This is a genomic window from Funiculus sociatus GB2-C1, from assembly GCF_039962115.1.
In the GTDB taxonomy this organism is placed as follows: domain Bacteria; phylum Cyanobacteriota; class Cyanobacteriia; order Cyanobacteriales; family FACHB-T130; genus Funiculus; species Funiculus sociatus.
Window position 1 is genome coordinate 20,052 of record NZ_JAMPKJ010000061.1, and the last position, 15,088, is coordinate 35,139.

Below are 15,088 nucleotides of genomic sequence, written 5' to 3' on the forward strand. Positions count from 1 at the left end.
GCAGAAAATCAGCAATCTAAGATTCGAGCTGGGGCAGTCGGTGCTGAGCGCGCGAGCGCGGACTCAAGGAGTAAAACGCGATCGCGCAATCAAGGAAAGAAAACGCGATCGCTCTTAAGCCAAGTATCTGCTTATTCATTTTGAACTTCATCAACTAGCCTCCACTCATCGCGCCCATGAATCCCAATATTTTTGCCGTCAACCTCAAAACCCCAGCAGCGCTGACCCCCCCCAGGAAACGAAAATAAGACAGCATCCACCCAGACTTGCTTCACATCTGCCCATGCATCCCCGCTCTCCTTAAGCTGTAGTACCTGGCACTTGTCACCCACTTTCGCTTCAGCTTGGCGCTGCATCTGCCTAATCGCCGCCTTGGTGCGCGAACTCAATTTAGATAAAACTCTCATCCTCAACTGCTCAGGGAGTGTGGCAAACTCAATCAAAACAGCATTGCCAACTCGTGGGTCATCTTCTTCAACGGCAAGCTTCAACTCTGCGACACAAGCCTTAACCTCTGCCTCACTGAACGACGTATCTGCCCCACAATCAACAGCTTCATTTTCTCGTGTCTCAGAGGGGGGTTGTGACAGTTGAGCAGTAGATTGATTCAACTCAACAACATCATTTTTACCCTCCCCCCCCCTGTTAGTGTCAATTGGTTTAGTAACGCCTGAATCTCCCTCCACTACTGGATTTGAAAACTCAACACAGGTTGTTTTACTGAAATTGGTTGAGTCGTGGTTTAGTGGCGGTTTAGTAACTGGTTTAGTAACCTCAAACTCGCTTATATCAATACTTTCAGAGTTTGGATTAACAAATGAGTAATTTTGTGTGGGGGGGGGAGGGGTAAATGGATTTTGTGAGGTATTGTTAGCTGTGTCAGATTCGGGGGGTTGTGACAGTTTGGGCAGAGAATAAAGTCTAGAGCGTGATTTTCCAGGTGCAGGTTTTTCGTCAATAAGTTGTTTATTGGACATCCTGTTTAGCGTGGAGTACACAGTCTGCCAATCCTCTTTGCCAACACCCATTAACTCAATGATTTCCTTGCTAGTTAGCCCTTTAGGGTTTTTGGTAAGGATACCTGAAATTCGGTTTTGCCACTTCTGCCGCTCCGCTTGTTCCTTACCTCCGTCCTCGTTAACCGTTACCCAAGAATTATGTTCACCTTCAAGCTCAACCGTTATCTTTTTCGCCTCAGCACCACGCGATTCAATAGTAAGCATCCTCTTCGGATCTCGCGGGTCAATTACAAATTTTTTCTTATCGGACGGGCTGGGCTTGAGGATGTGTTGCAAATCCCAAACCCCCCACGCTGCTGCGGGAATTGCGGTTGTCCCTCGCGGTCGATTCACTCCTAGCGCATCTGCATTTTTGTTGCTGTGGTGGATGAGGATTGCGCTGGCTCCATAGCGAGTAAAGAGTTCTTTCAGTTCGTAAATAATTTCGCCAAACTCAGCCGAGTTTTCAGAAATCCCTACGCCATGTGTGATGCGCTTTAGAGAATCGACAACAACAAGCGTCGGGCGGAATGCTTCTAGTTCTGCTTCAAGCTTCGCGATTTGCGAAACGTCGAAGCTTGTCATTAGGTGAAAATTTTTATCGTCAGGACGGAAGCCACGATTAAAAAGCTTTTGTCGAGTCGAGCTGGGCGATTCATCCACAGAAATAAATAGAACCCGCCCCTGCTTGACAGGTATCCCAAGAAAATCACTTTCTCCAGTGGCTACAGCGAAGGCAGCATCAATCGCTAAAAGCGATTTACCAGTTTTCGGGCTGGCAATCAAAAGAGCTGTTTCCCCAACTGGTAGTAATTCAGGAATCACCCACTCCAACCCAGTAGACGGTTTATTGAAGAAGGTTTCTAAATCCATCACCTCGGCTTCTGCTGTAGATGTGCGCTGCTTGATTGCAGCTATCGCCTGGTCTAAGAGATGACTGGACATCTGGTATTTTGAGCAGAGCTTTCCTTTTTGAGTAACGAACTCTACTCTGTCATCTGTTTGTAGCAGTGCTAGTAGTTCCAGTTTGAGGTGCTCTGACCTGACTTCATCTCGGAGTGGATTGAGGATAGTCTCTTTCCACTCATAAAGTGTCATGTCTAATCGCAGCCGAATCTTGCGTAGCTCAAAGTTCTTCTGCAACTCAGTCATCTCGTGGGAAAGCAAAATCTTTCTTGCTTCCTCAGCTGCGTCTTCGAGGGAAAGAGGCGGTTCTTCGCTAAATTTCCCTAGCGCTGCATCAGAAAGCAGATTTTCTGCTTTCTGAATAAATTCCGATGGGTTCATCCTGTCAAGCAGGTTGCCGATGGTTGGCTTGTCGGGCAGCGGCGAGAAAAACTTAAGCGGATGTAGCGCAACGAAAGGTAATCCAGCGTTGCCGCAAGCCTGCTTAATGTTTTCAGTTTGACCTGTTCCCAAGTACACTAAGCAACTCAGGTTATCATTCCGAAGTTCCGTTACAACCTTCTGAATAAAGGGAACAGAATTTTTGCAGTCAGCTGGGATGCTAATTGCAGCTATTCCCATCTCACGAGCGTCTAGAACCGCTTCCTCATTTTTGAGAATTAAGAGCGCAGGTTTGGTATCGGATTTAGGCTTAGCAAATCGGAACACTGCCAAAGCTGCTGCTGCTTCCTCAATTCCATAAGCCCATCCATTCTGCTTGGATGCAGCGGCTAACTCAGCAATCTGAGCTGGTGTTGGCTTTTGCGCTAAAGGGGGAACCGTTAGTAGGACTAGCCCTTTTGGAACTGGGGGCAGTAGTGAATTAGCGGTGGATGCTTGAATTGTTTCAACATTTACAGACACGGGTGTACTCTCCTTTTCTTGGGAGGAGGTAGTTACCCCAGCGAATTTTTTAATCCATAGAGAAACTTTCCGGCATCACCGGACGTTTATCTACCAACCGAGCGCTCCTTGAAATCCTGTCTTCCCTATCCACGTCTATTGACGTGACTTCGCGAATTCCACTATCCCACATACTTTTGTTTATACACTCACCTGTGTCAACTAGACAAATAACCGGGAGCCAGAGTAGGATGAGTGTATAGAAAATATTATCTTGGTTGGTAAGTTTTTTGGTGGTGCTTTAGTCTTCTTCTGGACTAGGTTCTTCTGGAATAACTTGCCTCCTTTTTTGTACTTTTTTTTGAACGAACTTTCAGCCAATCAATTAGGCTGAAACGTTTATCAGAGGGATGTTATAGTGCCAAACGTGGTACTAGGGTACTATTCCTCTTTTATACTTTTACTTTGTCTGGGGTTTATTGTAAAGTCCCCAGTATTTTTGAGCGCGATCGCTCGTTGTAGTTCATGAGCGCGGTATACCGCGCTGATGGGATTGAGCGCGATCACTTGTTAGCGTAAACATAGCGAAGCTGACACCATTTGCAAGGTAGCACTCAAGATCCTTATCAAGTAAGAATTTCAGCTCTTGATACTTAGATGGGCTTCAAGGATACAACCAAGGTTCACTCAGCCATGACAAAATACCAACTTCAGGCTCAAAGTAGGGAAAACTCACGCTAACAACATTGATTTTTCAGGGCGTCTGAGTATAGCTCTGAAAGCTATTCAACTTTGAGGGTTGTTGGCAAAATTCTCAATCCACCTACTCGGCATCAAATTCTCGCAAGCTGGCACTTAGTAAACATTAAAGCTCTTATCAGCCAAGGGTTTAAATGACTATTTCGCGGCTGGTGAGAGCTTCGCCATATTTACGCCAGCAAGTGCGGCAGAGAGTTCGGTTCGACTGGGGTCGCATTCCACCCTCAAGACGGGTCTAAAATCAGCCATGACCATGCCAGCTTCTACCACCCCATCGCCTCCAGCAAACAGTACAACAGCCGTTGGAGTATTATTCGGTAGGGTGGGAGCATGACCCAAATATTTGAGTACCTTTTAGCGTTTCTGACCATCAGCAGTTTTATAAGTTTTGACCAGATAACGGTAAGGTTGACCTTTAATAATTTTAATTCCGATAAACAGGAGTGGAGTGCCTAACTATAGGGTTGTGTTAGGCATTCTATATGCCAGATGCCGATCTAACTGAAACATGGTTCCAGCTCTTCGGTGGTATTTGAAGGTTGGGAAACTGAAATTCCGGTCTACGGGACTTAAACGAGGTGGTGGGATCTCTGGCTCAATTGGTGGAGAAGGTTGGGAAACTGAAATCCCGGTCTACGGGACTCAAACAGGTTCTTCCCAGGCGTTGCAAAACCTAATAAAAGCCAGTGTCACTAGCAGAGCTAAGCGTCACGACTTAGTGAGCAGTTCGTTAGCTCTATCCCAGCGTTCTAACGCTCTGAAAGCAGCTTCTAAGTTCTTTAGGAGAATAGAATGGGGCAATCATTGGATTAACCCTTGACGTTCCCGGTATTGCTGAATTAGGAGAAGCCTGCTGTCTGCGTCAACTAGAAATGGAAGGATTTGACTATCCCCCGAAAACCACATTTCAGTAACCTACGTCAGGAGGGGAAAATAAAAGAGTTTTCAAGCGATCGCACTCAGTGATGAGATGTCAGTGTAAAAAGTGTCGGTCATTGATTATCGCCAAGCGAATGCAGTTAATTCACTATTGTGACCATCTTTAGCTCTTCGGACTTCGATGTAGTCTCCTACTAAATCTATCTGCGACCATTTCACAGCTGCTAATTCAGCGGTTCTCCGTCCGTGACGAAACATTAATAAAATAATGGCTGAATCCCTCACACCATGACGATCTACTTTTTTGGCTGTGCCAATCATGGTATTTACTTCATCAGCGGGTAGATATTCTCGTTCTCGTTGAGATGATTTCTTCGATGGTGGAAGAGGGCGAGAAAATATCTTTGCCGAAAATGGAAGTTGCCTGTTGAGAAATAGCATGGGTCAATCCCCCATGCTGGGATAGATATTCCCAGCATACTTTGCCTAGAAACAGACAAATTAAGCAAAGTTATGATTTGTATTACTTATCAATTCCGCCCCAAAAAGGGTTGACTTTTGTGACAACACACAAGCATTGCCCCTAGTTGCACTAACCTTCTATTTCCGCCGACCTAGGTGAGATGAGAATTACATCAATTTAAAAGTTTAACCGCATTAATTTGATAACACGACAAATAATTTATTATCCGAAAGCAGGAGTTGAGACATAGAAAGGTGCCAGTTTACGAGATGGAATCATAATTTCCTTAATCATAACTGGCACCTTCTGGGAGGCACTAAGACTGTCTTAGATGCAGGAAGTCGTAAATACAATCACAGAGATCGCCGCCTTAGCCTTACAAATGGTCGGAGATTCGTTGGAGAACTTCCCCATTCAGCCGATTAGCTAGCTCAATGCCTGGTTTCAACTTGTTATGGCAGCTTTGGAAAGTGTAGTGTTTGTTAGCCGTTCGCAAGTCATGCTTCATCCAGTATGCGATTGACACCTCTTCTGCATGAGTCGCCAGTCTATCCTTAATGAAAGTACGAAATATTTTCCTTAAAGTGTGGGGGGACAGTGGGATTCCAGTTAGGCGTTCAAGTGGATACCTAACTTTTGAAGTCATCTGTGCAGCATCATTCAATGGCTTCTTATTGATGGGACCAAAGAAAAGATAATTATGATCTTCCGGCTGAAGAACGCTTCTCATTCCTTTGTAAGTAATTTCATGGCGTCGATGGACGCTCACGACTTCATCGTAAAGCCAGAGATTCAAATAATCGTAAAAGTGCGAACCATCTGGAAATTGAGTATTGGGAAGCTCGCCAATCCACTCCCCATAGGCATCGCCAGTTTTGTAATCGTCCGGTAGGAGATGAATGTAATAGCGGGCTTCCAAAGGATTGAGCATCCGCTCTTTCGGAATAAAAATATCCCCCTCAAAAATCCCGTGTTTGAAGGTTTCGCCTATTCGGAGTTCGCGAAATGTCCGACCTCGATCCGGAGGAACCACTACGAAGAAAGCAAAAATTAGGAATCGCATCAAGGAGTTAGCTCTAGCCCGCATAGAACGCTTTTTTGATTTAAAAATCCCACTTTTTAAGTTTGAGTCAACATGGGTAAGATTGGCTTCAATCCTGAGTTTTTCTAAAGCTAATAAAACTTGCTCCCAGGTGATAGCTTTCTCGTGATAAGGTACTGCCGGGCGGGAGCTGCGTTTTTCCTTCTCCAGACCATTACAGAAAACTCTCAATCGTTTTATAATCGGAACATCCATGCACTCTGCCTGATAATCCGGGTCTGTCTCATCGCGATAAAGAAATTTTGCTAAGGATATTGCTCCCTCAACATACATTGCCTTTGTACCAGGGCTGGGCGGATTATTTAACCATTTGAAGTAGTCTTCCAACTTGTTTACTGTTTCTGTAGCGACTTCCCTGGCTTGTTCCGTTGCCAATCCTTTGGCATAGATATACTTGTCATAAGTGTCGAAATCCCGCAGTGAATACTTCAGTTTAATTACTGGAATTAGGGAGCCCAGAGATAATTCTTGCAGAGGAATTTCTTTGGCACGGTATAGCCAGCCTAAAAATCTTTTAGCGTGTTCACGACGAATTTTTCGGCTAGACTCTTTATAACCACGCGCTATCATCCAATCCTCAAAGACTTGAATTTCTCCAGCTATCTTGGCAAGGGCCTGCTTAATACTCTCCTGGTCCTCACTGGATTGAGGGAAGTAATCTTCTACATCAGAGCTTAGAGCAAACTTATCTAACGTATTGGCTGGTCGGTCAGTTAGTTTCTTACGCTGGATCACCCCCTTCCCTTTTAAGTAAAACCTGTAGCCTGGCGTTTCATCGGTTTCATTTAGTGACCCAGTAATTAGCCAGTTTTGCTGATCAACCCAGTTCAAAAACTTGTTTAGATAGCTTCTGGGCTGAGACTGGTTCTTAGCTGGGGTTTGGAGAAGTTTAAAGGTTTTTTCCTGTGCCTCTCGAAACTCAGAGAGTTTAGAAAGAGGCAGAGTCGCCAGAAATTCACGAACGCTTGCAATTTCGGATGGTGTGAGCCGGCTTCCTTGAGGCACTACCCCAGAAAGGGCGGGAATCGTAAAGCGAAATAAGGTACTCTGAATTAAAGAAAAATCCTTAGAATCGTTAAGATGTTTATAGGCATCAACTGCTGCCAATACATTCGCTGGAATCCCAAAAAGTGGTGTTCTACTGTTCATGTGTTTTCTCCATTTGACTGTTTTGGTTTATACGCATTAACAAAGCACTGGCTATGAATCAGGTTTGCTAATACGTTTTCAAGACTGTTGCTGCTCATATAGAAGAAACAAGGAGTTGTCAGGATATACGGCACGCCGTGTTTACGTAACAATGGATTGTACAAAATTGATGGATGAGCAACTTTATGTGATGTTCCAAATTACCAAACCTCCCATAAATGGTTAATAGTTTCTTTGGTAATTTGTTTTCTAGAAAGGTTACTATAAAAGCATTTCAGAGAATTAGTTTAACAACAAACTTAATTAAAACGGTTAATTAAGGCTTTACAGCTAACAACAAAGGGGTGCAAAAATTGAAGTTATTAAACTTGGATTTTGCCAAACATCTTCTATAAGCTCCTTCTATACTTATAGAAGGCTGACAATTCTCGATTTATGCACATCAACCAAACTTATATCTGGAAAGGATTAGAACCGATAGAAGTTTTTAAACTATCCTTATAGAACGTCTTTTAGCCTGGTTTTAGAGAATAAATCTGGAAATTTGGTTCGTGCGTATAAACAGGAGTGACACATGGCAAGGATTAGAAAGAGTAGTGTCAGACCAGATCACCGAAAAAAGCCAAGCCATAAAGGAAAGCAGTGCCAGCGGGGCAAAGGATTGATTTACGATGAGCTAAAAGAAAGATTAAATCTGACAATTACTCCCACCGGAAAAAGCAAACTTGAAGCTAAAGCTAAAGCGGAGCGATGTAGCATTTCAACACTGATTGAGGAGTTGGCTAGAAGTGCAGCTCTTGAAGAATTTCATCTGAGCGCTGACGTTCAATCTTCTACTTCATCTGAGAAGCTTGACTCTGAAACTTCTTGATAATAAATTTGGACTTCGACCAATGGGTACTTCTTAGCAATTGCAGCAGTTTGTACATAACAGTGGCGCATTCCAACCAAGCTTTAATAAAGAACATGACGTTAACAGCCTCGATAGGAGTATAGAGAACGGTAGTCAACAGGTAATGATGCCCAAAAAACAAAAAGGGCGGCTCAATACAGAGTCGCCCTTTTTGGGATTGGATATTTAATTAGTGCTGCTATAGAGCATAACCTTTAGCCGATTAAAGTGTCAAGGGCTCAGTTGCCCAAATATTTTTCCATCATTAGGATGGAGTGCCTCGCTAACTCTTTTGACTTTTCTTTGACTCTATATTTACTGCTACCCACTCAACTTGCTTTCTAGGAAGTAGTTGTACAGCTCATAAATATGTAGCGACCTGCAAGTTCACTCTTCCCTTTTTTGAATTTCACTAACATTTTTGAGTGTGCATAACCTTAGTGGATAACCCCGTTAAACCACCTGCTGGAATTTGAGCCACGATGTTTACATCAGTGCGATCACTACACTTTCAGCGGCATCGAAATATGCTGATGGGTAATCAGCCATTTGCCCTCTACCTGACAGAGGCAAAACGTTGCCCGTACCCAATCTTCAAATGTGCCGCCATCGGGCTTAGTGCCACCGCAGTGAATCAAACCGTGGGCAAAGGCCACATCATTACCAACAGTGACTTTGAGGTCGCGGATCTCAAAGCGAGTTGGGCCTTCCGTAGCGGGCTGCCACTCATCCCAGCTTTTGCGGTAGGCGTCTGCTCCTTCATATTTAAGCGGTGGCAGCACATCAAAAATGGTGACATCGGGCGCATGGTTGGCCAAAACTTCGTCTTGCTGCCCAAGGCGGGTCGCCCGCGCCCATCTTTCCAATAGCTCCCGAATCGATGTTTCATGCCTTAGTTGGATACTGGTAACTGCCATGATTTTCTTCTTATTGATATCGATTACCAATTGACGATCTCATCAGTGCCGCCAAAGCTGGTAAGTAAATCTTTGAAGTGGGGCAAATCATCTTTAACGAGGAGAATGCCGTACTGACAGTATAGACACTTTCGCTTTAACGACACTAATGTGTTAATAGCGACAAATAATTTGTTATCTGATAAAGGGCAACGAAAGATATTCACCGCAACGAAAGTTGTTTATTGCTAGAGGCGGTGTCATTGTTTTCCGGGACAAAACAACTAATTCCACATAGCAAGAAAAAGGAGCTAACCATCAAAAACCACACAACTTGAGCTTCAGGTGATAAGCGGGAATCAAGTCTTGCCTTTGAAGGAAGGCTCGGATCGTACCGTAGAGAAACCGTCTTATTCTCACAATCTTGCAGCCTCCAACAAGCGTCAGCTGTTGTAAAATCGACCAATTTTCCTTGATTGGTATGAAATCTCACCGTTGAAACTAATTTTAGTCTTATAGTGCTAGCTGTACCATTAGCGACAACTTGTTCTTCTACTCTCGTTTTAATGACAGTTCCAGTTGCTCTAATAGCCTTGGATTTAAAATCGACTTCAGATTTATAGAAAGAGGGTAGTTGAACTAACAGTGTCCCACCAATCAAAATACATAGAACACCGAATCCTTTTGTAAACAGACGATTTACCCCTAGTCCAATATTCATCTTTAACCTCCGCTCGATTACCACATCAATGCTGAGTCTCCTTCAATATAGGAGAAGTTATCTCAAGGTGATCAAGATAAGTGTTCATTCATTGTTCGCATTCTCTACCGTCTTTATCGCCATCGAATCTATGCGGGTCTGGTGCTAGCACGTTGAAGTTTGGATGAGAAATATCACTGCAATCCCAGTCTGGTAGTGGTGGCAAAATCTGATAGCGGCATTGTTTACAAGGCACCAGGGCTTAGTCATACTTATACAAAAATCTTGAACCACCTCTGGCGCCTTGAAGCGCGATCTGCGCTAGCTCTTTGAGAGCCGCTCCGCTAACGCTTTTCTCGAAACGCGATCGCATGATACGTCGCGAACAACTCCGGCTCGTCGAGAACCTTCTGACGTTTAAGGGTAATGAGTCGCTCCAGCCATCGGTGCAAACGCTCAACGACAGAACCCTTTTCTTGTGCGCTCACAGCCAGAGGCATTGACACCTGACGAGCCGCACGACAGTATCTAACAGATTTGCATCTAATAGACTGACATCGATCGCTTTTACACTGGCACCTCGTTGTGCTGAGGGATAGCCTGCCTCCACCATGACTGAACCCACCAGGGTGGGTTCGAGATCGAGACGAAGACCTAGGTACGGTTTTTCCTGGGTTGCTTCTAGAATTCGGCTGGCAATCGGCAGTTCGACCGTCCCCAGCAAATAATGGATTGGCTCGTACTGATAGCGATCGCTGCCTAGAAGGACTTCTTTGCTGCCTTTAGCAATCACACAAAAGGCAGGAATAGAGACATTATGAAAGCATTCCGAAGGGTAAGAGGAACGGTTGAATGTAGCACGGAGTTGACATCATCAAACTTAAAATATTTACTCAGAGTCTCAATTTTATAATTAAAATTCCTGTATCGTAATGCAGGTGAATACGGACTTGTTCGACTCTGTGCGTCAACAATCAGTGGACAACCAGGCACCCCTCGCCGCTAGGATGCGTCCTCGCACCCTAGATGAATTTATCGGTCAAGACCACATCATTGGGCCTGGACGCCTATTGCGTCGTGCGATTCAAGCTGACCAGCTTTCTTCGCTTATCTTTTTTGGCCCACCGGGTACCGGGAAAACAACTCTCGCTCGGATTATCGCCAACTCAACTCGCGCTCACTTCATTGCGATTAATGCTGTTCTCTCTGGCGTCAAAGAAATTCGGGATGCGATCGCAACTGCTCAAAAACGTCAAAAGGAACATACTCAGCGCACTATCCTTTTTGTTGACGAGGTTCACCGCTTTAATAAGTCGCAGCAAGATGCCCTGCTCCCTTGGGTGGAGAACGGGACGGTTATTCTAATTGGTGCAACCACAGAAAATCCCTACTTTGAAGTTAACAAAGCTCTTGTCAGCCGATCGCGCATCTTTCAGCTCAAACCTCTCAATGAAGCTGACTTACGCGGTGTCCTCCAACAGGCACTAACTGACTCAGAACGCGGTTATGGGACGCTATCTGTAACAGTAGAGCCAGATGCGATCGCACATCTAGTCAATGTCGCCAACGGCGATGCCCGTTCATTACTCAATGCCTTGGAACTGGCTGTCGAGACAACACCACAGGAGGCCGATGGTGTCATTCTCGTTACGCTGGCTGTGGCGGAGGAATCTATTCAGCAGAGGGCTGTACTTTATGACAAGGAAGGAGACGCCCACTTCGATACCATTAGTGCCTTTATCAAAAGCTTGCGGGGTTCTGACCCTGATGCGGCTTTATACTGGCTAGCAAAAATGGTTTATGCCGGGGAAGACCCTCGCTTCATTTTCCGGCGAATGTTAATTTTAGCCAGTGAAGATGTGGGACTGGCTGACCCCAATGCTGTCGTGGTCGTTAATGGCTGCGCCCAAGCCTTTGAGTGGGTGGGGATGCCGGAAGGACGCTATCACTTGGCTCAAGCTACGCTTTATCTCGCCAATGCTCCCAAATCTAACAGTGTCATGGGCTTTTTCGATGCCTTAGCAGTGGTTGAGAAGGAACGGGAGGTGGAGGTACCCAATCACCTCAAGGATGCTAACCGGGACAAGAAAGGATTGGGGCATGGAGCAGGTTATCTTTATCCTCATGCCTACCGTGACCATTGGGTGGCTCAACAGTACTTGCCTAGTAGTTTACAGGGACAGGTGTTTTATCAACCTTCAACACAGGGTTTTGAAGGGGAAATTAAAACACAGGTGGCTCGTCATCGGGAAGCGCAGTTGGAAGCAGTGGCAGAAGGCGTTTTTGTCTCACCCGTTGAAGTGCTAACAACAGGGCCAACTGACCGCACAGTTGACCGTTGGTTGCAGCGCACGTTAAGTCAGGTGGGTGAGCAACTGGAGATGGTACGCGATCGCATTTTCAGTCTGACTCAACTTCAGCGTCACCATGTTGTTTTGGACTTAAATGCAAGTAGTGGTTTACTCACCTTTGAAGCGTTGCGTCGGGTACCAGAAGGTGGAGTTTATGCCTGTACTCGGACACCGGCTGAAGCTATTGCCCTACAAGAACAGGTGGCGGCACTTCCCGAACTCAAGCGTCCTTTTGTGTTGAGTTCTACCTTAACCGAGTTGCCAGAGGTTTTAGCCACCCAAGCCCCCGATATTCGGTTTGATTGCATCATCGGGCGCAATGCGCTTATCCACGAACCGGATAAACTCGCAGCAGCCAAAATGTTAGCTCAATTGCTACAACAGTCGGGAGTCTTGGTACTAGCTGAGACGGTACCACGCTACACGCAACGGCTTTATCGTTTGCTCGAAAAGTCGAAGCTGAATGCTGACTTGTACCAGCGATTAGTGGCAGCGGAAGAGGCGATTTACAGCGACAAGTTAGACCCAATGGTGAACTGGGATACGGATGAGCTACGGGCTGCCTTCGAGGAGGTGGGGTTAGTAGTTGAAGTGGATGAGGAGCGATCGCTTACCCAATTGCATATTACACCCGCCTTAATCGAGCGCTGGTTCGCTACTACTTCTGCAACAAATAGACCTTCTTATGCGGCGCATTTGGCGAACAACCTTCACGAAGAAGAAATCCGTACTGTAAAAGACCTATTCACCCGCTGGTTACTCCATCAAACTGTTAATTGGGAGAGTGCGATCGCTTTTGCGAGGGCTGAGCTGTCGTAAAGTGTCGAATAACAGATTATTTGTCGTCTTAACAAATTGTTGTTGTTGAGCGTTTCTATCGCTACTAAAGCCTAGATATATTTGGGTGAAGAAAAGCTGGAGTTAAGATGATTATGGCTTTAAAGAGGAATTCCTAGCAAAGTGTTACTTAACCCAAAAACCCTACTGTAAAAGATTTGAGAGAAAAGAAATCAAGCAGGAAGGTGCTAAACGCAGACAAAAAACTCGTCGAGACATCCAGGAAAATTTTCCTGGATGTTGTGTTTGGGCAATCTCGTGATCTGCGCTAGCTCTGAAGAGAGCAGCAGCGCTGACTTGGCAGAGCTTTTAGGGGATGTCAGGGATTGCAAGTTGTTTTGCCATTGCCCCTAGCTTTTTATAAACTTCCGCTGCGACTTCGATGAAATCGAAGTAAAAGCAAATACCTCCACACAGTTTTCATAGGTATTCCGTGTCCGCATCCTCACAAAACCAGGTTTTAAGTATTGTCCTTTATGAAATGATTCCAGCCATACGGGTCAACAAACACGATAATTAGACTGAACACCCAAAAAATCGCCAATTTGTAAATTTGGATTTTCGCCAATTTGAAAATAGACAAAGGCAAAAATCTGATTTACAGTGCTGGCATTGGTTGAGGAAAAACCATGCTTGTAACTTGTACATCAGCTAAGGGAGGGGTAGGCAAAACAACTAGCGCGATACATATCGCAGCTCTCTTAGCCCAAAACGATTGCACCCTTTTAATCGACGGCGACCCTAATCACTCTGCCTTAAAGTGGGCAAAGCGAGGTGAATTGCCGTTCCAGGTCGTAGACCTAATGGCAGCGTCCCGGTATACCCGCAACTACGAGCATATTGTTTTCGATACTCCTGCTCGACCCAAACAAGACGACTTAGAAGCCCTAGTTGATGGGTGTGACCTGCTCATCATCCCCACCACTCCGGATATTCTCAGCATTGATGCAACTTTAGAGACAGTTGATTTACTCAACTCGCTCAAGTGCAATCACTATCGAATTTTGCTCACGATTATTCCGCCCTCCCGTAAAACTGGAGAACAGGCGCGAGAAGCCTTAATAGATTTCCCTTTATTTGAACAATCAATTCGGCAGTATGCTGCTTATGAAAAAGCAGCATTGGAAGGAGTAATTGTCCATCAGGTGAAGGATCGAAATGCCCGAATAGCCTGGAGAGATTTTAAAGCTTTGGGTAAGGAGTTATTACCGTGAGTAAAGACAATCCGTTTCGCAAGGCGATCGCCAACCGCCAACAGTCAGAACCTGACGCGCCCGATTCTATTTTGAACCTTCAGCCTGAACCTGCACCACTTCCAATTCAAAACCCTACTCCACCTGAACCTAAGAAGCGCGGTAGACCTGCAACAGGAAAGCGATCAGATGATGCGTGGATTGGCAGAACTTTCTACATTCAGCGAGAAACTGACTTAGACGCAGAAACTGAACTGCTCAGTCTAAAAAGGCAAGGGATCGAGCTAGACAAATCTGAGCTAGTCGATAAACTTCTTTGTGCCTGGGTTCAATGGCGAAAAGGTGAAAATATAGATTCTCTCCTTCCTGGCATTCCACCAATTCAAAAATCCAAAAATACGTAAATTTGAAATTTCAGCCAGTCGTATGTTATGTTACTGCCGTTGGCATGATTGAATCAAATAGCCTCTTAGCTGAGCAGGTTGTCCCAGAAAAACACTGGCCTATCAAGTACGAGCAAGAGAAAATCCAAATTCTTGATGCAGATGCACTAAATTGAAGAAAGCAACAAGGTATGTGTAGCCGAGGGTGAGTTCGATTTATCCGTTACGGGGTCTTGAGTTATACTCCCTACGGCAGATCCGAGTTTCATCTGAGTGAATATGACCAAAAAACGTCTATCACACAAGAAGACAGCCCCTACCGATGAATTAAATATTCTTGCGGTTCAGCCGTCTCCTCACAAAGTAGAGCCAGAGGATGTACAACAGTCTGCTGCATCTATTGAAAACCGGGTTGATGATGCCGCATCAACCCCTGTGCCAGTAGAGCCTCAGACTGTTGACCCAAGAGAGCCTTCCCTTGATACCGCATCAGTTCCTGTCACTTTCGACTCTCCCCCAACTTCGGAGCCAGCTCCGGAACAAAGCGATTCCTCTGCCTCTTCTTCTGAGGAGCCACAAGCTTTATTCCAGGCGGTGGGCATTCTCACGGGAGATGTCACTTTCGATGAAGAAAAAACTTTTGTGAGTGTCGGGGGAAAAACCTATCCACTCTATTATTCCAGCTCCCACAAGCGGTC

13 protein-coding genes and 2 pseudogenes are annotated in these 15,088 nt (G+C 45.2%); 6 read left to right on the forward strand and 9 right to left on the reverse strand.

Annotated elements, in window-relative coordinates; translation table 11 throughout:
* Positions 1-131: 131 nt before the first annotated feature.
* Together NDI42_RS22595 and NDI42_RS22600 are read right to left on the reverse strand one after the other, a co-directional pair.
* The gene (locus NDI42_RS22595; RefSeq protein ID WP_190456674.1) at positions 132-2,807 is read right to left on the reverse strand and encodes an AAA family ATPase; all 2,676 of its coding nucleotides are present in this window, start codon (positions 2,805-2,807) and stop codon (positions 132-134) included.
* A gap of 876 nt (positions 2,808-3,683) precedes the next feature.
* Positions 3,684-3,884, reverse strand: a complete 201-nt coding sequence (locus NDI42_RS22600; RefSeq protein WP_190456676.1) for a hypothetical protein — start codon at positions 3,882-3,884, stop codon at positions 3,684-3,686.
* A 169-nt stretch (positions 3,885-4,053) separates the two neighbouring features.
* Between NDI42_RS22600 and NDI42_RS22605 the strand changes: the two genes are divergently transcribed.
* Positions 4,054-4,365 (forward strand): hypothetical protein, encoded by a 312-nt coding sequence (locus NDI42_RS22605; RefSeq protein WP_190456678.1) that lies wholly within the window; start codon positions 4,054-4,056, stop codon positions 4,363-4,365.
* Between the two features lie 179 nt (positions 4,366-4,544).
* Here the strand turns inward: NDI42_RS22605 and NDI42_RS22610 are convergent, their stop codons facing one another.
* Together NDI42_RS22610 and NDI42_RS22615 are read right to left on the reverse strand one after the other, a co-directional pair.
* Entirely contained in the window at positions 4,545-4,865 is a 321-nt protein-coding gene (locus NDI42_RS22610) for a tyrosine-type recombinase/integrase (protein ID WP_190456680.1), read from the reverse strand.
* 398 nt (positions 4,866-5,263) lie between these two features.
* Positions 5,264-7,138 (reverse strand): hypothetical protein, encoded by a 1,875-nt coding sequence (locus NDI42_RS22615; RefSeq protein ID WP_190456682.1) that lies wholly within the window; start codon positions 7,136-7,138, stop codon positions 5,264-5,266.
* 574 nt (positions 7,139-7,712) lie between these two features.
* Between NDI42_RS22615 and NDI42_RS22620 the strand changes: the two genes are divergently transcribed.
* Positions 7,713-8,009: a hypothetical protein gene (locus tag NDI42_RS22620; RefSeq protein ID WP_190456683.1), complete on the forward strand. Its 297-nt coding sequence runs from the start codon at positions 7,713-7,715 to the stop codon at positions 8,007-8,009.
* Positions 8,010-8,533: 524 nt separating this feature from the next.
* On the opposite strand, the gene NDI42_RS22625 is transcribed toward NDI42_RS22620, so the two are convergent.
* The 5 genes and pseudogenes from NDI42_RS22625 to NDI42_RS22645 form a co-directional block, all read right to left on the reverse strand.
* Positions 8,534-8,947, reverse strand: a complete 414-nt coding sequence (locus tag NDI42_RS22625; RefSeq protein ID WP_190456685.1) for a YybH family protein — start codon at positions 8,945-8,947, stop codon at positions 8,534-8,536.
* Positions 8,948-9,149: 202 nt separating this feature from the next.
* The gene (locus tag NDI42_RS22630; protein WP_190456687.1) at positions 9,150-9,647 is read right to left on the reverse strand and encodes a DUF3592 domain-containing protein; all 498 of its coding nucleotides are present in this window, start codon (positions 9,645-9,647) and stop codon (positions 9,150-9,152) included.
* Positions 9,648-9,735: 88 nt separating this feature from the next.
* Positions 9,736-9,882: a hypothetical protein gene (locus tag NDI42_RS22635; RefSeq protein WP_190456689.1), complete on the reverse strand. Its 147-nt coding sequence runs from the start codon at positions 9,880-9,882 to the stop codon at positions 9,736-9,738.
* 88 nt (positions 9,883-9,970) lie between these two features.
* Entirely contained in the window at positions 9,971-10,114 is a 144-nt protein-coding gene (locus NDI42_RS22640; RefSeq protein ID WP_199311234.1) for a hypothetical protein, read from the reverse strand.
* Positions 10,115-10,131: 17 nt separating this feature from the next.
* Positions 10,132-10,479 (reverse strand): annotated as a pseudogene (locus NDI42_RS22645) (AraC family transcriptional regulator); the annotation flags it as partial.
* Between the two features lie 79 nt (positions 10,480-10,558).
* Here NDI42_RS22645 and NDI42_RS22650 point away from each other — a divergent pair.
* The 4 genes and pseudogenes from NDI42_RS22650 to NDI42_RS22665 all read left to right on the forward strand — a co-directional run.
* Positions 10,559-12,796 (forward strand): AAA family ATPase, encoded by a 2,238-nt coding sequence (locus NDI42_RS22650; protein ID WP_190456693.1) that lies wholly within the window; start codon positions 10,559-10,561, stop codon positions 12,794-12,796.
* Positions 12,797-13,443: 647 nt separating this feature from the next.
* The gene (locus NDI42_RS22655; RefSeq protein WP_190456695.1) at positions 13,444-14,028 is read left to right on the forward strand and encodes a ParA family protein; all 585 of its coding nucleotides are present in this window, start codon (positions 13,444-13,446) and stop codon (positions 14,026-14,028) included.
* The gene (locus tag NDI42_RS22660) at positions 14,025-14,411 is read left to right on the forward strand and encodes a hypothetical protein (protein WP_190456698.1); all 387 of its coding nucleotides are present in this window, start codon (positions 14,025-14,027) and stop codon (positions 14,409-14,411) included. The genes NDI42_RS22655 and NDI42_RS22660 overlap by 4 nt, the downstream gene beginning before the upstream one ends.
* A gap of 258 nt (positions 14,412-14,669) precedes the next feature.
* Positions 14,670-15,088, forward strand: a pseudogene (locus tag NDI42_RS22665) (hypothetical protein); the annotation flags it as partial.

Coding starts and splice junctions, on each gene's coding strand:
- NDI42_RS22630 (WP_190456687.1), bottom strand. CDS start 9,647: ATGAATATTGGACTAGGGGTAAATCGTCTGTTTACAAAAGGATTCGGT.
- NDI42_RS22650 (WP_190456693.1), top strand. CDS start 10,559: ATGCAGGTGAATACGGACTTGTTCGACTCTGTGCGTCAACAATCAGTG.
- NDI42_RS22655 (WP_190456695.1), top strand. CDS start 13,444: ATGCTTGTAACTTGTACATCAGCTAAGGGAGGGGTAGGCAAAACAACT.
- NDI42_RS22620 (WP_190456683.1), top strand. CDS start 7,713: ATGGCAAGGATTAGAAAGAGTAGTGTCAGACCAGATCACCGAAAAAAG.
- NDI42_RS22605 (WP_190456678.1), top strand. CDS start 4,054: ATGGTTCCAGCTCTTCGGTGGTATTTGAAGGTTGGGAAACTGAAATTC.
- NDI42_RS22610 (WP_190456680.1), bottom strand. CDS start 4,865: ATGCTATTTCTCAACAGGCAACTTCCATTTTCGGCAAAGATATTTTCT.
- NDI42_RS22615 (WP_190456682.1), bottom strand. CDS start 7,138: ATGAACAGTAGAACACCACTTTTTGGGATTCCAGCGAATGTATTGGCA.
- NDI42_RS22625 (WP_190456685.1), bottom strand. CDS start 8,947: ATGGCAGTTACCAGTATCCAACTAAGGCATGAAACATCGATTCGGGAG.